The sequence below is a fragment of the Pseudomonas sp. LB3P93 genome, assembly GCF_054898025.1.
In genome coordinates this window covers 3,055,118-3,073,649 of record NZ_CM142713.1, presented here as the reverse complement: position 1 = coordinate 3,073,649, position 18,532 = coordinate 3,055,118, and the positions used below count along the sequence as shown (strand labels likewise).

Annotated in this window: 16 protein-coding genes and 1 pseudogene; 8 read left to right on the top strand and 9 right to left on the bottom strand. The window is 60.1% G+C overall.

All coding sequences use genetic code 11. From position 1 onward, the window contains the following. Positions 1-38: 38 nt before the first annotated feature. The 3 genes from ACYZT8_RS13985 (at position 39) to ACYZT8_RS13975 (ending at position 4,600) form a co-directional block, all read left to right on the top strand. Positions 39-1,784, top strand: coding sequence for a phosphoethanolamine transferase CptA (locus ACYZT8_RS13985; RefSeq protein WP_461981975.1), 1,746 nt, complete (start codon positions 39-41; stop codon positions 1,782-1,784). Between the two features lie 271 nt (positions 1,785-2,055). After that, a complete protein-coding gene (locus ACYZT8_RS13980) occupies positions 2,056-4,293 on the top strand; it encodes a TonB-dependent siderophore receptor (protein ID WP_461981972.1) in 2,238 nt (745 codons plus the stop codon). 97 nt (positions 4,294-4,390) lie between these two features. Then, the gene (locus ACYZT8_RS13975) at positions 4,391-4,600 is read left to right on the top strand and encodes a hypothetical protein (RefSeq protein ID WP_461981970.1); all 210 of its coding nucleotides are present in this window, start codon (positions 4,391-4,393) and stop codon (positions 4,598-4,600) included. 56 nt (positions 4,601-4,656) lie between these two features. Here ACYZT8_RS13975 and chrA read toward each other — a convergent pair whose 3' ends face one another. The 6 genes from chrA to ACYZT8_RS13945 all read right to left on the bottom strand — a co-directional run bounded on the left by chrA (position 4,657) and on the right by ACYZT8_RS13945 (position 9,472). Further along, positions 4,657-5,862, bottom strand: a complete 1,206-nt coding sequence (chrA, locus tag ACYZT8_RS13970; protein ID WP_461981968.1) for a chromate efflux transporter — start codon at positions 5,860-5,862, stop codon at positions 4,657-4,659. A 6-nt stretch (positions 5,863-5,868) separates the two neighbouring features. Next, positions 5,869-6,360, bottom strand: a complete 492-nt coding sequence (locus tag ACYZT8_RS13965) for a GNAT family N-acetyltransferase (protein ID WP_461982466.1) — start codon at positions 6,358-6,360, stop codon at positions 5,869-5,871. A 102-nt stretch (positions 6,361-6,462) separates the two neighbouring features. After that, positions 6,463-7,044 carry a DinB family protein gene (locus ACYZT8_RS13960; protein WP_461981966.1) on the bottom strand — a complete coding sequence of 194 codons (582 nt, stop codon included), beginning with the start codon at positions 7,042-7,044 and terminating at the stop codon, positions 6,463-6,465. An 18-nt stretch (positions 7,045-7,062) separates the two neighbouring features. Beyond that, positions 7,063-8,181 (bottom strand): cell division protein ZapE, encoded by a 1,119-nt coding sequence (gene zapE / locus ACYZT8_RS13955; protein ID WP_461981964.1) that lies wholly within the window; start codon positions 8,179-8,181, stop codon positions 7,063-7,065. A gap of 181 nt (positions 8,182-8,362) precedes the next feature. Further along, a complete protein-coding gene (locus tag ACYZT8_RS13950; protein WP_131058650.1) occupies positions 8,363-8,704 on the bottom strand; it encodes a nuclear transport factor 2 family protein in 342 nt (113 codons plus the stop codon). A 51-nt stretch (positions 8,705-8,755) separates the two neighbouring features. Then, positions 8,756-9,472, bottom strand: a complete 717-nt coding sequence (locus ACYZT8_RS13945; protein WP_461981960.1) for a helix-turn-helix transcriptional regulator — start codon at positions 9,470-9,472, stop codon at positions 8,756-8,758. Positions 9,473-9,639: 167 nt separating this feature from the next. Between ACYZT8_RS13945 and ACYZT8_RS13940 the strand changes: the two genes are divergently transcribed. Continuing rightward, entirely contained in the window at positions 9,640-10,971 is a 1,332-nt protein-coding gene (locus ACYZT8_RS13940) for an IS4 family transposase (protein ID WP_461974571.1), read from the top strand. 137 nt (positions 10,972-11,108) lie between these two features. Next, the gene (locus tag ACYZT8_RS13935) at positions 11,109-12,161 is read left to right on the top strand and encodes an aldo/keto reductase (protein ID WP_461981958.1); all 1,053 of its coding nucleotides are present in this window, start codon (positions 11,109-11,111) and stop codon (positions 12,159-12,161) included. Between the two features lie 99 nt (positions 12,162-12,260). Here ACYZT8_RS13935 and speB read toward each other — a convergent pair whose 3' ends face one another. Beyond that, on the bottom strand, positions 12,261-13,220 hold the full coding sequence (gene speB / locus ACYZT8_RS13930; RefSeq protein WP_461981956.1) for an agmatinase: 960 nt from the start codon (positions 13,218-13,220) through the stop codon (positions 12,261-12,263). Positions 13,221-13,237: 17 nt separating this feature from the next. Next, entirely contained in the window at positions 13,238-14,329 is a 1,092-nt protein-coding gene (locus ACYZT8_RS13925) for a polyamine ABC transporter substrate-binding protein (RefSeq protein WP_461981954.1), read from the bottom strand. A gap of 101 nt (positions 14,330-14,430) precedes the next feature. Between ACYZT8_RS13925 and ACYZT8_RS13920 the strand changes: the two genes are divergently transcribed. From ACYZT8_RS13920 to ACYZT8_RS13910, 3 genes and pseudogenes are all read left to right on the top strand, one after another. After that, positions 14,431-15,324: a LysR family transcriptional regulator gene (locus ACYZT8_RS13920; RefSeq protein ID WP_461981952.1), complete on the top strand. Its 894-nt coding sequence runs from the start codon at positions 14,431-14,433 to the stop codon at positions 15,322-15,324. A gap of 215 nt (positions 15,325-15,539) precedes the next feature. Further along, on the top strand, positions 15,540-17,012 hold the full coding sequence (locus tag ACYZT8_RS13915; protein WP_461981950.1) for a nucleobase:cation symporter-2 family protein: 1,473 nt from the start codon (positions 15,540-15,542) through the stop codon (positions 17,010-17,012). A 60-nt stretch (positions 17,013-17,072) separates the two neighbouring features. Then, a pseudogene (locus ACYZT8_RS13910) lies at positions 17,073-17,402 on the top strand (LEA/WHy family protein); the annotation flags it as partial. Between the two features lie 128 nt (positions 17,403-17,530). Here ACYZT8_RS13910 and ACYZT8_RS13905 read toward each other — a convergent pair. Beyond that, on the bottom strand, positions 17,531-18,454 hold the full coding sequence (locus ACYZT8_RS13905) for a carbon-nitrogen hydrolase family protein (protein ID WP_461981948.1): 924 nt from the start codon (positions 18,452-18,454) through the stop codon (positions 17,531-17,533). Positions 18,455-18,532: the final 78 nt, after the last annotated feature.

The window sequence follows — 18,532 nt, the reverse complement described above, 5'->3', positions numbered from 1 at the left end:
CCCGACGTGTCGACGTGATTTCCTGGCTGGAGCGCTGAATGACTGTGTTTAAACGCAGCACTACGACTGCGAAAGGTTTCGATTGGGCAGGATTTCTCTGGTTGTTCCTGTTCTTCTGGTATTTTTCCGGCATTACCCAACTGCTGATCCAACTGACGGGCACCTCGGGTTTCACCGGGTTCCGCCAGGCCTTTGTGATGAGCGCCATCTGGCTAGCGCCGATGCTGCTGTTCCCTAGACAGACACGCGTGCTGGCCGCGTTGATCGGCGTGGTGTTGTGGGCCTGCTCGATGGCCAGCCTGGGTTATTTCTTCATCTATCAGCAGGAATTTTCCCAGAGCGTCATCTTCATCATGTTCGAATCGAACATCTCTGAAGCTGGCGAGTACATGACCCAGTATTTCGCCTGGTGGATGGTGGCGGCGTTCCTCGCCCACACACTGTTCGCGTATTTCCTGTGGACTCGCTTGCGCCCGGTGTACATGCCCCGTGGTCGTGCTCTGGTGGCCGCGACCGCCATCCTGGTGGCCGTGGTCGGTTACCCGCTGATCAAACAGACCGCGCGCACCGGCAGCCTGGCCGGCGGCTTCGAGAAATTCGAAACCCGTATCGAGCCGGCGGTGCCTTGGCAGATGGCCGTGGCGTATCACCGTTACCTCGACACGCTGGCCGGCATGCAAGACATGCTCGACAGCGCGAGCAAGATTCCACCGCTCAAGAACCTCAAGGACACGATGGCCAACCAGCCAGCGACCCTGGTGCTTGTGATCGGCGAGTCCACCAACCGTCAGCGCATGAGCCTCTACGGCTACCCGCGTGAAACCACGCCGGAACTGGACAAGCTCAAGGATCAAATGGCGGTCTTCAACAACGTCATCACCCCGCGCCCTTACACCATCGAGGCGTTGCAGCAGGTACTGACCTTCGCCGACGAGGAAAACCCGGACCTTTACCTGTCCACGCCGTCCCTGGTCAGCATGATGAAACAGGCGGGGTACAAGACCTTCTGGATCACCAATCAGCAAACCATGACCAAGCGCAACACCATGCTCACGACGTTCTCCGAACAGGCTGACGAGCAGGTGTACCTGAACAACAACCGCAACCAGAACGCCGCTCAGTACGATGGCGACGTGATCGCGCCGTTCAACAAGGCCCTGGCAGACGCCGCGCCGCGCAAGCTGATCGTTGTGCATTTGCTCGGTACGCACATGAGTTATCAGTACCGTTACCCGCCAACCTTCAACAAATTCACCGATCGCAAAGGTGTGCCCGAGGGTGTGCGTGACGATCAGGTGCCGACGTACAACAGCTATGACAACGCCGTGCTGTACAACGATTTCGTGGTGTCGAGCCTGATCAAGGACTACGCCAAGTCCGATCCGAACGGGTTCCTGATGTACCTCTCAGACCACGGCGAAGATGTCTTCGATTCCCCTGGCCACAGCACGCTGGGGCGTAACGAAGCCAAGCCGACGGCGCCGATGTACACCATTCCGTTCATGGCCTGGGCTTCTCCGAAATGGCGTGAAACCCACGACTGGAGTTTTGCCGAGGATCTGGGGCGGCCTTACAGCAGCTCGCACCTGATCCACACCTGGGCCGATCTGGCAGGTTTGAGTTTTGATGAACTGGACCGTAGCAAGAGCGTGGTCAGTGACAGCTTCACGCCGCGTCCGTTGATGATCGGCAATCCGTACGAGCGTCAGTCGCGCCCGCTGATCGACTTCAGCCTGATGAAACCCAAGGCCAAGCCAGGCGATCCGGAAGTTGCGCATAATTAAATGATCTGAGGGACCGATTCCGGTCTTTCAATATGGCGAGAAACCTGTGGGAGCGAGCCTGCTCGCGATTAGGCCCTATCAGTCAACATAAGTGTTGAATGTCAGACCGCAATCGCGAGCAGGCTCACTCCCACAGGGGATTGCGCCAGCCCGTTACCTCCCCCGAAACATCTTAAAATAACAATAATTCTCGTTTAGAACTAAATCCCCTCTCCCCCCTTCGTCTTTGAACAAACGGAATTTTTCCCTCGAAGACAAGGAGTCGGCTGCGATGTTCGCGCCTATCACCCGTTCCATGACCTTTACCCTGGGCCTGTGCAGTGCTGCCCTGAGCCCCGACCTGCTGGCTGAAACCGTCCCCGATCAAGCGCCGAGCCGTACCCTTGAACTGGGCGCCACCAATGTGACCGCGGCAGGGTTGGGCAACACCACCGAAAACACCGAGTCGTACACCACCGGCGCCATGAGCACCGCAACGCGGCTGAACCTGTCAATCAAGGAAACGCCGCAATCGGTGTCCGTGGTCACGCGTCAGCAGATGGACGATTTCAAACTCGGCACGCTCTCCGAAGCCATGAGCCAGACCACCGGCGTAGTGGTTCAGCACAACGATTCGGACCGCGTCGGCTATTCGTCCCGCGGTTACCCGATCAACAATTTCCAGATCGACGGGATGCTCAACACCTTCGGCTACATGAAGTCCGATTCCGACACCATCATCTACGACCGCATCGAAGTGGTTCGCGGCGCGACCGGCCTGACCACGGGTGCCGGCGATCCGTCTGCGACGATCAACATGGTGCGCAAACGGCCGAGCGCGCAATGGCAAGCCCAGACCGGTGTCAGCGGCGGCAGCTATGACGATTACTACAGTTATGTGGACGTTGGCGGACCGTTGGCGTTCGACGGGCGCCTGCGCGGTCGCAGTGTGCTGGCCTATCGCGACAGCGGCTCCTACCGTGACAAGTACGCGCTGCAACGGGAAGTCGGCTACGGGATTCTCGAAGCGGACCTGACCGACGACACCGTGCTGGCCGTGGGTTACGACTATCAGGACAAGCAGGTGCAAGGCACGTCCTGGGGCACTGTGCCGTACTGGAACGCCGACGGCAGCAAAGCCAATCTCGGACGCTCCACCAACATGGCCACGCCGTGGAGTTCCTGGCCGCTGAAAGACAAGACCGCGTTTGCCACGCTGGACCAGCAACTGGGTGCCGGTTGGCACCTCAAGGCGGCCTACACCCACCGCGAGAGTGACACCGACGGCAAGATTTACTACGGCGGTGGCGGCTTCCCCGAGGCGGACCGCAGCGGCATGTCCGCCAACGTCAGCCACATGATCGGCACAGAAAAAATGAAGGCCTATGACTTCAACGTGTCCGGCCCTTATTCGCTGTTCGGGCGCGAGCACGAAATGATGATCGGCTATGGCGAATCCGAACGCCGCGAAGACAACCCTTACACCGTAGACAGCCCACGGTCGCCGGATTACGAGAAGGTACCCGACTGGAAGTACATGGGCGGCATCCCCAAATTCCCCGACACGGTCACCGGCCTCAAAGGCTCCGATGAAAGCACCCGGCAAAAGGCCGGTTACCTGGCCACGCGCCTGACCCTGACCGACGACCTGCACGCGGTACTCGGCAGTCGCTACGGCAGCTGGGAGATCTCGAAAAACGCCTACAACTACGACAGCAACCTGCAACGGACTGGTGTCGAAACCACCAGCCAGCAGCACCACGACATCTGGACCCCGTACGCCGGGCTGCTCTACGACCTCACGCCTGAATACACGGTGTACGTCAGCTACACCGACATTTTCAAGCCACAGGACGACCGCGACAGCAATCACAAGTACCTCGAACCGGTGGTCGGCAGCAACTATGAGCTGGGGCTCAAGGGCAGCCTGCTGGAAGAGCGACTCAACCTCGCCACCGCGGTGTTCTGGAGCAAGCAGGACAACGTCGCCGAACGCGACGACTCGGTGCCACCAGACCCGGTCACCGGCGAGGAATTCTTCAAATCAGGGGGTAAAGGCAACAAGGTTCAAGGCTTTGAAGCCGAGGTCTCCGGCGAAGTGATGACGGGCTGGAACATGACGGCCGGTTACACCTACACCCACTCGGCCAATGGCGAGAAGAAACGCAACAACACCGAGCAGCCGTTGAACATGCTCCGCTTCTCCACGGCTTATCGCCTGCCCGGCGACTGGCAGGCATTGACCGTGGGCGGCGCGGTGAACTGGCAAAGCGACGTCTACCGCGCCGCCAGACGCCCGGTCGGCCGAGGCGCCGATGGCAAGATAATCACCGCCAGCACCAACATCCGCCAGGAGGCGTACACCGTGGTCAAATTGATGTCGCGTTACGAGTTCGACAAGCACCTGTCGGCTTCGCTGAACGTCGACAACCTGTTCGACAAAAAGTATTACGACAACGTCGGGTTCTACAACGGCGTCTATTGGGGCGACCCGCGCACGGTCACCCTGAGCCTGGACTGGAAGCTCTGATGTGATTAATTCCCAAATAACGGAATCGGCGGATAATGTCCCGGCAACATTGGTTCATGGATGAAAGGCACCCGATATCCGTAGTGGGAGGCAAACCATGAAACGTACAGCGTTGATCCTCGCCAGTCTGATGATGTTCGGCTCCACCGCAGCATTTGCCGAAGGTGGCGCCGAGCGCATGCGGTATTACTTCGAAACCCTGCATCTCAAACAACAGCAGGCTAATGGCGTCGAAACCAGATCTATTGAACTGAGGGTTCCGAACGATCAAACCGCACAGGTGACCGAAACCTATCGGCCTAAATAAACGATGACTAACGGGCGTCTTGATGGACGCCCTTTTTTGTGCCCGTTCGAAAGGTTTCAAGCGCCCAGCAGAACACCGCAAAAGCCACCCAGCAACACCAGCAACCACGGCGGACATCGCCAGAACAGCAGCGCAATCAACCCCAGCACCGCCAACAGCACATCCAGCGCGCCGAGGATCGAGGTGGTCCACAACGGCTGATACAACGCGGCCAGCAACAACCCCACCACCCCGGCATTCACCCCGGCCAGCGCCGCTTGCACCCGGCCATTGCCACGCAAGCGCTGCCAGAATGGCAGAACGCCAATCACCAACAGCAGCGACGGCAGGAAAATCGCCACTACGCACACCAGCGCACCACTCCAGCCGCTGATGGACGCGCCGAGAAACGCAGAAAACGTAAACAGCGGTCCCGGTACCGCTTGAGCGGCGGCGTAACCGGCGAGAAACACGTCATTGCTCAGCAACCCCGTGCCCACCACCTGACTTTGCAACAGCGGCAACACGACGTGGCCGCCGCCGAACACCAGCGCCCCCGTGCGAAAGAAACCGTCGAACAAGCTGATCAACGAGCCCGGCCAGGGGTGCGCAATCAGCGGCAACCCCAGAAGCAGAGCCACGAACAGACCGAGCGCCAGCCAGACTGCCAGGCGACTGACCCGAATCGACAGGCCCTCCAGTTGCCCTCGATTTGCGTTATGTAGCAAGGCCAACCCGATCAACGCCGCCACGGCCATCACCGTCATCTGCCCCACAGAGGTAGGCCAGAGCAATACCCCGGCAGTCGCCACGAACATGATGCCCACGCGCACCGGACCTCGGCATAACGTGCGGGCCATTCCCCATACGGCGTGGGCAACCACGGCGACGGCGACAATTTTCAGCCCGTGAATCAAACCTGCCGGTAAGGCCCAGCCACCGTGGGTGATGGCGAACGCCAGCAGTGTGAGGATCAGCGCCGAGGGCAAGGTGAATCCGGCCCACGCCGCCAATGCCCCCAAGTAGCCGCCACGGGACAAGCCCAGCGCCATGCCCACCTGACTGCTCGCCGGGCCCGGTAGAAACTGGCACAGGGCAATCAATTCGGCGTAGGCGGCTTCGCTCAGCCAGCGCCGACGCGCCACGAACTCACTGCGGAAATAGCCCAGATGCGCGACGGGGCCGCCAAACGAGGTCAGCCCCAGACGCAGGAAGATCAGGAAAATCGCCCACGGCTTGTCGGCCATGGATGCCCCGCCCTGCGCGCCATCGAGGCTGTTCATCTGCCGTTAAAGCTCCTTGGTCCAGAACAGCATGCGGCCATGGGCCGGGTCGAACATGCCTGGCGCAAATCCGAACTTGCCATAAGACGCCTGTGCGACGGCATTGCCTTCGAGGACTTCCAGGGTGATCTTGCAGCAGCCGCGTTGTCGGGCGATGTCTTCAACCTTTTGCAGCATCTTCTGGCTCAACCCCAGGCCGCGAAACTTCGGTGCTACCGACACATCGTGCACGTTGACCAGCGGCCGGCAGGCGAACGTCGAAAAACCTTCGAAGCAATTGACCAGCCCGGCCGGCTCGCCGCGGACGAACGCCAGTACGCTGAACGCATGAGGACGCTTGGCCAGTTCTCCCGGCAATTGATGCAAGAGATCTTCGGGCAATGGCTGCCCGCCACCCATCGGGTCTTTGGCGTAGGCATTGAGCACCACGCCGATGGCCTCGGCATGCAGCGGATTGGTGTAGCTGGCCTGAAGTACCAGAATGTCTGCGGATTCCATTTCCATCGTCAACGTCCCGTCAAGTTGTCCCGGCGCGTCTGTCGCACCGGGAGGTCGACGGACATTATCGCGAGGCGCCGTCGTCGACAACCCGAACCTGTCTCAAACGCCCCAGATCAGCGTTTCGGTCCAGCCCAATTCGGCAAAATCCTCGGCCCGCAGGCGTGATTCACCGGCACAGAAAAACTCGTCCAGTTGCGGCGGCTTGACCGAGGTGCCGCTGAGCATGGCGTGAACCTGACCGCGATGATGAAGCTGGTGCTCGAACAGGTGGGACAGCAGGCGCAAACGGCTGTCATGTTGCGGCGTGTCCCGGGCGATGGTCACAACTCGCCCCAGGTCGGTGTCGCGCAATTGTTCGCAGTAGGCAATCAGGCGGCGATCGACATGCGCTTGTTCGCGCTGCAGATCGGCGCCCGCCGTGAATGGTTCGTCCTCGGTGAAAAACACATAGCAATCAGGGTGCGGATCGTCCCCCCGCAGTTCTCGCTCCAGCGCATCCACGTAGAACCAGTCGCAGGTCAGGATGTGGTTGAGGGTGGCTATCAGGCTTGGGAAGAAGCTGACGCGCGGTGCCGCCAGTTCAGCCGGGGTCAACCGATTCCACGCCTTGGCGAGTCGGTAATTGGCCCAGGCATTCTGATAAGCCATGGTCAGCAAATGATGAGAAAGTGGCTGATTCATCTTCGCGGCTCCCGGTCATTAGGCTTCGGCGAAACGTTGCAGCTGCATTTCCTGTAAACGGCTTAACGTGCGGCGGAACGGAAACTCCAGATACCCCTCGGTGTACAGCGCCGCCATCGACACCTGCGCTTCGAGGTACAGCGGCACCTTGCGGTCGTAGCACTCGTCCACCAGGGCAATGAAACGCCGGACACCGTCGTCATGCACCGACAATTGCGGCAGCTCGCGATCACCGGCCACGACGCGTGCGGCCCCGTCTTCGGTGCCTCGGGCGATGCGTCCTTCGCGTTTCTGCGCGCTGAGGTTGGGCACGTCACTCAACAGAATAGCGCTGAAGGTGTCGCACAGCGCCATGAAGTCCATCGCCGCAAACGGTTGTTCGCACAGATCGGCATAACGGCACCAAAGCACAGTGTCACTGGCCTGCACCACGTTGACTGAACGGTAACCGACCGTGATCGACTCATCGGACAGCGACTGCCCAACGGTCAGCGCCTTGAACACTTCACCGAGCGCGCTGGGCTGCCCGGGAGCCGTCACCCAAAAACGTTGCAGCGCAGCACCGGGATGCAGGCGATGGTCTTCGCCGCCATCCACCGCGATCACCTGCATGTGCTTTTTGATCGCCTCGATGGCGGGCACAAAACGGTCGCGGTTGAAGCCGTCGGCGTACAGCTGGTCCGGCGGCTGATTGGAGGTGCAGACCACCACTACGCCCTGCTCGAACATCACCTGAAACAATCGCCCGAGAATGATCGCGTCGCCAATGTCGTTGACGAACAGTTCATCGAAGCACAACACCCGCACTTCTTCACTCAACTCACGGGCCAGCGCCTTCAACGGGTCGGCGGTGCCGGTCAGCTGGAACGAGCGCTGATGCACCCAGCCCATGAAGTGGTGAAAGTGCTGGCGCCGGGCCGGGACCTTCAGGTTTTGGTAGAACTGGTCCATTAGCCAGGTCTTGCCCCGTCCGACCGGGCCCCAGAGGTAAACACCGGTGATCGGCGTACGGCCTTCATGCAAGGCTTCGTGGCATTTTTGCAGCGCCCACACGGCATGTTCCTGGGCTTCGTCCTGGACGAAACCCTTTTGTTCAATGGCGTGTTGCCAGGCGCTTAACGGAGAGTCGACATTCATGCGCGGGAGTATACGTTCCTTGTGTAGCAGCTGCCGAAGGCTGCGTTCGACTCGGTCCGCGTTCGGGCGAAGCGGTCGCTTCGATATCCCTGTTCTCACCGATATACCGAGTCGCCAGGTTTTGCGCCTGCTGCGCAGGCGAACGCAGCCTTCGGCAGCTGCTACAAAGATCGCGTTCGGTTTATAGAGAGATGTCTAGCCGGGCGATCTTGCCCTGTTCATTGAGGCGGAACATGTACCGCAGTTCCAGAGGACTGCCAGGAAACGTCCCGGAGATCAGGTTGTGCACCAGCACTTTGCCCGTGCGCAGCTGAACGTCGAGCACTTCGACCCGTGGTTCATAACGTTGCGCAGTGTCTTGCATCCATTGGGCAATGGCTTGCGTGCCGATCCGGTGCTGGCCTTCATCGAACACGTTGGCATCCTCGGCAAAAAAACTGCCGACCCGCGAGGTGTCGCGGGCATTGGCGGCGGCTATGTAAGCGGCGATGGCGGGTGCCAGTGAAGAGGCTGGATTGGACATGGTGCGGCTCCTTGTTTATTGATTCTGGAGCCATGCTAGAACAGGTCTGTGTCAGTTCTTGTCAGGAGTGAAACGCCCGGCTTCATCCAGTTGCATTTGCTTGCGCCAGGTGCGCAACAGGTCGCTGCGACGTCCCGGATAGCGCCCGCCCTGTTCATTGGCAGCGGAAATCCGGTCGGTGCGAAACGTGCGATAGGCGCCGCGCAATTCACACCAGGCGACAATGATCCGCACTTCATTGAGAAAGCCCAGCGCCAGTGGCCAGATCAAGCGCTGACTGGGCACCTGATGGGCATCCGCATAGTCTATGCTCAGCCTGGACTGATCGCGGATGGCCTGGCGAAAGACGTTCAACGGCACTGCATTTTGCGGATAACCGCAGCCGCGCGGGCCTGGCAGTACCGTCGGGTTGCGCAATGCATCTTGAGCTTCCGGGGCCAACACGGCCGCAATCTTCGCCAGGGCGTCGGCCGCGGCTTTGCTCAACACCTCGTCGCCACGCTGATCCACGTAACGCAAACCCAGCACGATGGCTTCGGTTTCGTCGGCGTTGAGCATCAAGGGCGGCAGGAACAAACCGCTGCGCAACACATAGCCAACCCCGGCTTCACCGAAAATCGGCGCGCCCAGTGCCGTCAGCTCGGCGATGTCGCGATACAGCGTGCGTTCGGAAATTTCCAGTTCACCGGCGAGCGTCGCGGCAGTGGCCGGACGACTTTTACCTCGCAGCACTTGCAGCAACGTGAGTAAACGAGTGGTACGCGACACGATCGGCAGGCTCTTTCCTGAAAAGTCGTCGGAGCTTAGCAGAGGCTGCTGTCAGAAACTGGCAGGAGCAAAGTCCCCGATGGTCGTAATGCTGTTCACTTAAGTATTTGAGTCCAAGCCGGGCTTATCCGAAAATCCGATGCCAGACTTCTGGCATCGGATTTTTTATGTCTGTTCAACAAGATCTGCTCGACCTCGGCGACCTTTTCAACTTCTGTGACCTGAGTACTTTCACCCAAAACATTCCCATCGAGTGGGTAGCGTCTGCGCTGGATCTTTCCAGTCAGGCGACCATTCGCCGACGTCGCCTGCCCGCTGACCAAGTGCTCTGGTTGGTGCTCGGCATGGCGTTGTTTCGTGACGAGCCGGTTCATGAGGTGGCCAGACGTTTGAACATCTGCGCTCAAGGCCTGGCCACCGACCACTTATTGGCCCGCAGTGGTGTAACCGAGGCGCGCAAGCGACTCGGTGCCGATCCTGTTGAGTGGTTATTCCGCAAGACCGGGACCCAATGGGGGGCGGAGCGCTATGACGACGATGCCTGGCATGATCTGCAGGTATTCGCGGTGGACGGTGCACTTTTGCGTACTCCGGATACGCCCGAGCTTCGAGATCACTTCGGGTCGGGAAACACTCCAAGCGACCGCCAGACGCCGTTTCCGATGCTGCGCCTGGTGGCCCTGATGAATGTGCGTTCGCACGTGATCATGGATGCTCAATTGAGCCCTTATCGACGCAGTGAAATGCGCTTGGCCGACGAATTTTTGCAGCAGATCCCCGACCACTCGGTGACGCTGTTCGACAAAGGTTTCTGGGGTGCCGAGCTGCTGTCGAGCCTGAGCGGAGCAGGCATCAACCGTCATTGGTTGATCCCGGCAAAAAAAGGACTGATCTGCGAGGAAGTGGCCCGTTACAGCCAGTACGACCGTTTAGTGCGTATGAAAGTCTCGCCGCAGGCCAGAAAGCGAAACCCGGATCTTCCAACGCACTGGGAAGTACGCGAAGTCAGTTATGAAATTAAAGGCAAGGTGAAGACCGTCATGACGTCGTTGCCGGCCAAGATCTACAACACTCAAGCCGTTGCCAAACTTTACCAGGAGCGTTGGGAAATCGAGTTGGGCTTCAGAGACATCAAGAGTTCGATGCAACAGAACGCGATGACCTTGCGCAGTAAAAAAGTCGAGCTGGTCTATCAGGAAGTGTGGGGGCTTTTGCTGGCTTACAACGTGATTCGTCGAGAGGCCAGTCAGGCGGCGGTGACGTTTGGCCGGGCTCCCTCGGACATCCGTTTCAAACCCGTTTGTCAGTACATCGCCGTGCAACTGATCGTGATGGCGGCGGCTAATCCGATTTCAGCCACAGGAAGACGCTTGGCTGAGTTGAGAGCAGGGATAGGGGGATTGTTTCTGGATCACCGCCCAAGGCCTTCGAGGCCAAGGACAGTGAAAATTTCAAAAACCCGGTTTCCAGTGGACCGTAAGGCTGCTCCGCTTAAGTGAACAGCATTACCCGATGGTCGGCCCTTTTGCCCTAAATGAAAAAGCACCTTGACGGTCAATATTACTCGCATCATATTAAATACATGTTGCTGGACATTTATATTCCCTCCCCAGCGCCGTTCTTCAGGAGTCACCTCATGCATTACAAAGTCTTCGGCCGCAAAACCGGCTTGCGGGTTTCGGAACTGGCGCTGGGCGCCGGTAACTTCGGCACCGGCTGGGGACATGGCGCCGAGCGTGACGAAGCCAAGCGGATTTTTGACGGTTACCTGGAAGCCGGCGGCAACTTCATCGACACCGCCAACGGTTATCAGGCCGGTCAGTCGGAAGCCATGCTCAGCGAGTTCATCGCGCCGGAACGGGATCGCCTGGTCATCGCCACCAAATACACCATGGGTACGACGCCCGCCGCGGGCATTTCCCACACCGGCAACAGCCGCAAAAACATGGTTCGTGCCGTGGAGGAGAGCCTGAAGCGGCTCAACATCGATCACATCGACCTGTTCTGGGCGCACATCAGCGACGGCGTGACGCCGATGGAAGAGATCCTGCGCGGCTTCGACGATCTGGTGCGTGCCGGCAAGATTCACTACGCCGGATTGTCGAACTTCCCGGCCTGGCGCATCGCCCGCGCCGATGTGCTGGCAGAAGTGCGTGGCTTTGCGCCGATTGCAGCGATACAGGCCGAATACAGCCTGGCCGAACGCACCGCCGAACGTGAACTGCTCCCGATGGCCGAAGCCCTCGGGTTGGCCGCTACCATTTGGTCGCCACTAGGTGGCGGGTTCCTCACGGGCAAGTATCGCAACAATGATGAGAACAACCGCGCCGCCAAACTTGGCATGCTGATCCACACCGAGAAAAGCGCCCACGAAACTGCGTTGCTCGACACGTTGCTCGCGGTGGCCGCTGAGCTTGAAGCCACGCCGACCCACGTTGCCATTGCCTGGCTGCGGGAAAAGGCCAAGCGCTCGACGACGGCGTTGATCCCGATTCTGGGTTCGCGTACGCGTGAGCAACTGGATGCAACATTGGGTGCGTTGAACGTGCAATTGAGTGCTGAGCAATTGTCGCGGCTTGATGAGGTCAGTGGTGTGCCGAAGGGTGTACCGCATGAAACGATTGCCGGCTCGGCAGCGCGGTATACCGGGACCGAAACATTGGACCTGCCAAAAATCCCGGTCGCCTGAAAAAGCATCGCGGGCAAGCCCGCTCCCACAGGTACTGCGCTGTACTTGTGGGAGCGGGCTTGCCCGCGATAGCGTCAGTGGAGTCACCGCATACCGGTGCTACCGGTCTACTTTGTGTTTGGCCGCGTACAAACACAGCATTTCCATCGCCAATGTCGCCGCAGCCAGTGAGGTAATGTCCGCGTGGTCGTAGGCTGGCGCCACTTCCACCACGTCCATTCCCACCAGATTGATCCCGCGCAACCCGCCGAGTATTTCCAGCGCCTGCACCGTGCTCAAACCGCCACACACCGGCGTTCCGGTGCCCGGTGCGAACGCCGGGTCGAGACAATCGATGTCGAACGTCAGGTACACCGGGTTATCCCCCACCCGCGCACGGATCGCCTCGACAATCGCCTCACACCCTTGCCGATGCACTTGCCGTGCATCCAGCACCTCAAAGCCCTGGTGATCATCATTGGTGGTGCGCAAACCGATCTGCACCGAACGCGACGGATCCACCAAACCTTCCTTGGCCGCGTGCCAGAACATGGTGCCGTGATCGACGCGCTTGCCCTCTTCGTCCGGCCAGGTGTCGCTGTGGGCGTCGAAGTGAATCAACGACAACGGGCCATGCTTGCGCGCATGGGCCTTGAGCAGCGGGTAACTGATGAAGTGGTCACCACCGAACGTCAGCATCGCGCAACCGCCGTTCAGGATGTGCTCGGCGTGGGCCTCAATACTTTCCGGCACCGAGTGCGGCGAGCCGTAATCGAAGTCGCAATCACCGTAGTCAATCACCGCCAGATGATCGAACGGATCAAAGGTCCACGGCCAGTGACGTTCCCAGGCAATCCCGGTAGAGGCGGCGCGAATGCCGCGCGGTCCGAAGCGCGCACCGGGACGGTTGCTGGTGGCGGTGTCGAAGGGCACACCGCTGACCACCACGTCGACGCCGCGCAAATCACGGCTGTAGCGACGACGCATGAAACTGGTGATACCGGCGTAGGTACTTTCGGCGGCAGTACCAAAGAGGCTGTCGCGGGTCATGGCCTGATCGTTTTGCATCGAGACGTCCATGGTGATCTCCTTTTTATTTATTGGCGGCTACGGAAAGTGGTCCACAGACGAGTGCGCGAGCGCATGTCCTTGAGGCTCATGCTGCGGTCGGCGTACAGCCGTTCGCGGGTGTCGGCCAGTGGGTAGATGTCCGGGTCGGTGCGCACGGCTTCGTCCACCAGCGGGGTCGCTGCCTGGTTGGCCGTGGCAAAGAACAGCGTGTTGGTCAGCGCCGCCACGGATTCCGGGCGCAGCATGAATTCGATGAACGCCCGGGCCGCTTCGGGGTGCGGCGCGTCCTTGGGAATCGCCAGGTTGTCCTGCCAGACCAGCGTGCCTTCCTTCGGAATCCGGTAGGCCACCTCAAACGGTTTGTTGGCCTTGCGCGCCTGGTCGGCGGCCATGCTGGCGTCACCGTTGTAGGTCAATGCCAGGCACACGCTGCCATTGGCCAGATCGCTGATCTGCCGCCCGGTGGCGACGTACAGCACATTGGGCTGCAACTGATGCAACAATGCCTCGGCGGCGGTCAGATCAGCCTTGTCGGTGCTGTAGGGATCTTTACCGAGATAGTGCAACGCCAGGCCGATCACCTCTTGCGGCGAATCGAGAATCGCAATGCCGCAATCTTTCAGTTTGCTGGCGTATTGCGGCTTGAACAGCAGGTCGAGGCTGTTGAGCGGCACACCCGGCAAGCGCTGTTGCACCGCTTCGACGTTCATCCCCAATCCCAACGTGCCCCAGGTATACGGCACGCCATACCGATTGCCGGGGTCAACGGCGGCGAGTTTTTCCAGCAGGTCCGGGTCGAGGTTGGCGTAGCCCTTGAGCCCTTCGTGCGGAATTTCCTTCAGCGCCCCGGCCGCCAAACCACGGGCCAATACGCTGGATGACGGCACAACCACGTCATAGCCGCTGCCGCCGGTGAGCAGTTTGGTTTCCAGCACTTCCGAAGAATCGAACGTGTCGTAACGCACGTGAATGCCGGTTTCCTTTTCGAAACGCTGCAAGGTTTCAGGCGCCACGTAATCGGCCCAGCTGTAGAGGTTGAGGGTCTTTTCCTCAGCCTGGGCCGACACGGCCATGGCGAGAAACAGCGCGGGTAAACACAGCTTGAATGCGGGAGCCATGACGAACACCTGACCAGAGGAAGTGGTTGCAGAGTGCGCGCTCGGATACATTGGCGAAATATCAAGTTTGTTAACCTGACTTTATTGCGGAGTAATGTTTGATGCTCGGTCAACTCCACGACCTCGACCTGCAACTGCTGCGATTATTTGTCCGCGTGGTGGAGTGCGGCGGCTTCAGCGCGGCGCAAGGTGAATTGGGCTTGAGCCAGTCGAGCATCAGCCAGCAAATGGCCAAACTCGAAACCCGTCTCGGCTACCGCTTGTGCAGTCGCGGCAAGGGTGGATTCAGGATCACGCCCAAGGGCGAACAGTTGCTGAGCGCAACACGCGGGCTGTTTGAATCCATCGAAGCGTTCCGCCATCAATCCAACGGCGTGGCGGGTCGTTTGATCGGCGAAGTGCGCCTGGGCTTGTCCGAGGCTCTGGATCAATCGGTGCTGCAAAAAGTGGCCGATGCCATCCGACGGTTTCGTGAACGTGACGAATCGGTGCGCATCGAGTTGATGAGCGCCATGCCCGGCGAAATGGAACGCCTGCTGCTGCAACAGCGACTGGACCTGGCGATCGGCTATTTCTCCCAGGTGCAAAGCGCATTTGACTACCACGAACTGTTCAGCGAAACCCAACACTTGTATTGCGCTCCCGGACATCCGTTGTTCACCAACGATGCGCCGGATGATCTGGCGTTGCAGGCGTGTGACCGGGTCGATCATCCCTATCGTTTTCTGCGTAGCGATGAGCCCTTTCAAGGCAAATTATGTTCGGCCAGGTCTGAGCAAGTCGAAGGCACCCTCGCCTTCGTACTGTCCGGTAAACATGTCGGTTATTTGCCCAATCACTTTGCCCGCAGCTGGGAAGACAAAGGCTTGCTGCGCGCCGTGCGCCGGGATGAGATGAGCTTCGACGTGGCGTTTCATCTGGCGCGCCATCGCGCTCAAGTGCCCGGGGATGCGCAGAAGGCGTTTGAAGAAGATCTGCTCGCCGCATTCGCCTAAGGTGATCGTTCCCACGCTCTGCGTGGGAATGCAGTCAGGGACGCTCTGCGTCCCAAGCGGACGCGGAGCGTCCGGTGAGGCATTCCCACGCAGAGCGTGGGAACGATCGGAACCTGACCTTTTGGGCAGTTTTTGTTCGTTGCCCTCGATGCCCGCTGCTGGCATCCTGCGCCTCCATTTTCTGACCCGGCCTGCCTTTCGGCCCGCAAACAACCATGACCGCCTCTGAAAAAGCCCCTGCCCCGCGCCACAACGACCTGATCTACGGCCTCAACGATCGCCCGCATCTCACCGCCACGGTCTTCGCCGCCCTGCAGCATGTGCTGGCGAGTTTCGTCGGCATCATCACACCCACCCTGATCATGGGCGGCGCCCTCGGCCTGCAAAGCGAAGTGCCGTACCTGATCAGCATGGCGCTGTTTGTCTCGGGCTTGGGCACGTTTGTTCAGGCGCGGCGGATCGGCCCGATCGGTTCCGGCCTGTTGTGCCTGCAAGGCACCAGCTTCTCGTTCATCAGCGTGATTCTCAGCGCCGGGTTCATGGTCAAGGCCCGGGGTGGTGGCACCGATGAAATCCTGTCGACGATCTTCGGTGTGTGCTTTTTCGCCGCGTTCATCGAAGTGGTGTTGAGCCAGTTCATTGGCAAGTTGCGGATGCTGATCACGCCCGTGGTGACCGGCACCATCATTACCCTCATGGGCCTGTCGCTGATCAAGGTCGCCATGACCGACATCGCCGGCGGCTTCGGCGCGGCGGACCTTGGCGCGGCGAGTCATCTGGCGTTGGCCGCGCTGGTGCTCGGCACGATCGTGGTGTTGAACCGGGTCGATGTGCCCTTCCTGCGCCTGGGGGCGATTGTCATTGGCTTGACCCTCGGTTATGTCGTCGCGTGGCTGATGGGCGACGTCAACTTCGCCAGCCTGCCCGACGTGCCGCTGATGAGCGTGCCGGTGCCGTTCAAGTACGGCTTCAACTTCGATTGGGTGGCGTTTGTGCCGGTGGCGGTAATTTTCCTGGTGTCGCCGCTGGAAGCCGCCGGTGACCTGACCGCCAACTCGATGATTTCCCGGCAGCCGGTCAAAGGCCCGATCTACATCCGCCGGATCAAGTCCGGTCTGCTGGCTGATGGCCTCAACTCGGCCATGGCGGCGGTGTTCAACAGCATGCCGATGGTGACCTTCGCCCAGAACAACGGTGTGATCCAGCTCACCGGCGTCGCCAGCCGCTACGTGGCGTTCTTCATTGCCGGCCTGTTGGTGCTGCTGGGCCTGTTCCCGATGATCGGCGCGGTGCTGCAATTGATGCCCAAACCGGTGCTCGGCGGCGCGGAGCTGGTGATGTTCGGCACCGTGGCGGTGGCCGGAATCAAGATCCTCGCCGAAGCCGGTCTGCATCGACGCAACATGCTGATCGTGGCGATTTCCATCGGCATGGGCCTGGGTGTCGCCGCGGTGCCGGAAGTGTTGCGCGAGCTGCCAAAGGCGCTGCACAACATCTTCGAATCGCCGATCACCGTCGGGGCGTTGTGCGCTATCGTGCTGAACATCTTCCTGCCCGAAGAGTTCATCGAGCTGGAAGAGGACGATTTCGATCCGGAAGCTTCGATCCTCCAGGTCATGGAAAATCCGGATGTCCCGGCCAAGGGTGAACCCGCACGGCCTGCGACGGTCGCACAGTTGAACCGCTAGAAAGCTCGAGGGCTGAGCCGCTGGCGGTTCAGCCCTTTTCTACACGAGAGCCTGTCCATGCTGAAGATCCGCGTGCAGAATCCCAACGAAACGCCGATCGACTACAACGGCGTGGCGCTGGATCTGGAGGTCAATGGCCAGCCGCTGGCTTCCGGTGTCAGCGATCAGTCGGGCTCGATTGCACGTTTTTCCGAAACCGTGCTGACGGTTCCGGTGAGCGTTTCGGCGTTCTCGGTGATTCGCCAGACCCTGGGCCTGAGCCAGACACAAACCCTGAACGACCTGCCTTACGTGCTGCGCGGCAAACTGGCCGGCGGATTGTTTGGCACGATGCGCTTCGTCGACACGGGCAAACTGAGCTTGCCGGGGGCTACTGCCGGCACCTGGTAAAACCGAAGGATCAGCAACGCTGAAGATCTCACTGTGGGAGTGAGCCTGCTCGCGATGACGATTCATCACTCAGCATTGAAGTTGCCTGACACACCGCTATCGCGAGCAGGCTCGCTGCCACAAGGGGGTTATGTGTTGAAGCGGACGCCGGGTTTGGCGCGTTCATCGACGCTTAGCTCAAACACATCCGGGCGCGCGTAGTGACCGACCACATCAAAGTCGTAACGCGCGCGGATCAAGTCGTTGGTGTCGATTTCAGCGGTGAGCAACCCTGGCCCATCACGCAACGGCCCCGCCAGAATGTCGCCCATGGGCCCGACAATCACACTGCCACCCGCAATCAGCGGCCGATCCGCCGGCCAGTTGGCAATCTCCACGCCCAAGGCTTTCGGTGAATCCTGAACCTGACACGCGCTGACCACAAAACAGCGTCCTTCATGGGCGATGTGGCGCATGCTGATCTGCCACATTTCCCGTTCATCCACCGTCGGCGCGCACCAGACCTGGATGCCTTTGGCGTACATCGCGGTGCGCAGCAGCGGCATCATGTTTTCCCAGCACACCACCGCGCCGATTCGCCCGACCTGGCTGTCGATCACCGGCAGCGTCGAGCCATCACCCTTACCCCAGATCAAGCGCTCGGTGCCGGTGGGCATCAGCTTACGGTGCTTGGCGACCAGGCCGGCCTGCGGATCGAAATACAGCGCGGTGCAATGCAGCGTGCTGCCGGCGCGTTCGATGACGCCGATCACCAGGTTGGCCCCGGTGCGTGCCGACAATCCGGCCAGTGCCTCAGTTTCGGCGCCGGGCACGTCGATGGCATTGGCAAAATACCGGGCGAAAGCCTCGCGACCTTCCGGCAGCCGGTAGCCCAGTTGCGTGCCAAAGCCCTCGCCTTTGGGGTAACCACCCAGCAACGCTTCAGGCATCACCACCAGCGCGGCGCCGGACTCGATAATCGCGTTTTCCCAGGCAAGAATCTGTTCAAGGGTCTCGGTCTTGCCGCCGGGCAAGGCGCCGATTTGCAGCGCTGCAACGATGGACTTGGGCATGGCGGTCACTCCGAAAGCAATGAGGTGTTGCCCATTCTCACGCGCCACCGGATCATGAATAAAGCCCGATTCACTGCT

Coding starts and splice junctions, on each gene's coding strand:
- ACYZT8_RS13940 (WP_461974571.1), top strand. CDS start 9,640: ATGTCTGTTCAACAAGATCTGCTCGACCTCGGCGACCTTTTCAACTTC.
- ACYZT8_RS13950 (WP_131058650.1), bottom strand. CDS start 8,704: ATGTCCAATCCAGCCTCTTCACTGGCACCCGCCATCGCCGCTTACATA.
- ACYZT8_RS13935 (WP_461981958.1), top strand. CDS start 11,109: ATGCATTACAAAGTCTTCGGCCGCAAAACCGGCTTGCGGGTTTCGGAA.
- ACYZT8_RS13915 (WP_461981950.1), top strand. CDS start 15,540: ATGACCGCCTCTGAAAAAGCCCCTGCCCCGCGCCACAACGACCTGATC.
- chrA (WP_461981968.1), bottom strand. CDS start 5,862: ATGAACAGCCTCGATGGCGCGCAGGGCGGGGCATCCATGGCCGACAAG.
- ACYZT8_RS13905 (WP_461981948.1), bottom strand. CDS start 18,454: ATGCCCAAGTCCATCGTTGCAGCGCTGCAAATCGGCGCCTTGCCCGGC.
- ACYZT8_RS13985 (WP_461981975.1), top strand. CDS start 39: ATGACTGTGTTTAAACGCAGCACTACGACTGCGAAAGGTTTCGATTGG.
- speB (WP_461981956.1), bottom strand. CDS start 13,220: ATGGACGTCTCGATGCAAAACGATCAGGCCATGACCCGCGACAGCCTC.
- zapE (WP_461981964.1), bottom strand. CDS start 8,181: ATGAATGTCGACTCTCCGTTAAGCGCCTGGCAACACGCCATTGAACAA.
- ACYZT8_RS13920 (WP_461981952.1), top strand. CDS start 14,431: ATGCTCGGTCAACTCCACGACCTCGACCTGCAACTGCTGCGATTATTT.
- ACYZT8_RS13965 (WP_461982466.1), bottom strand. CDS start 6,360: ATGGAATCCGCAGACATTCTGGTACTTCAGGCCAGCTACACCAATCCG.
- ACYZT8_RS13925 (WP_461981954.1), bottom strand. CDS start 14,329: ATGGCTCCCGCATTCAAGCTGTGTTTACCCGCGCTGTTTCTCGCCATG.
- ACYZT8_RS13980 (WP_461981972.1), top strand. CDS start 2,056: ATGTTCGCGCCTATCACCCGTTCCATGACCTTTACCCTGGGCCTGTGC.
- ACYZT8_RS13975 (WP_461981970.1), top strand. CDS start 4,391: ATGAAACGTACAGCGTTGATCCTCGCCAGTCTGATGATGTTCGGCTCC.
- ACYZT8_RS13960 (WP_461981966.1), bottom strand. CDS start 7,044: ATGAATCAGCCACTTTCTCATCATTTGCTGACCATGGCTTATCAGAAT.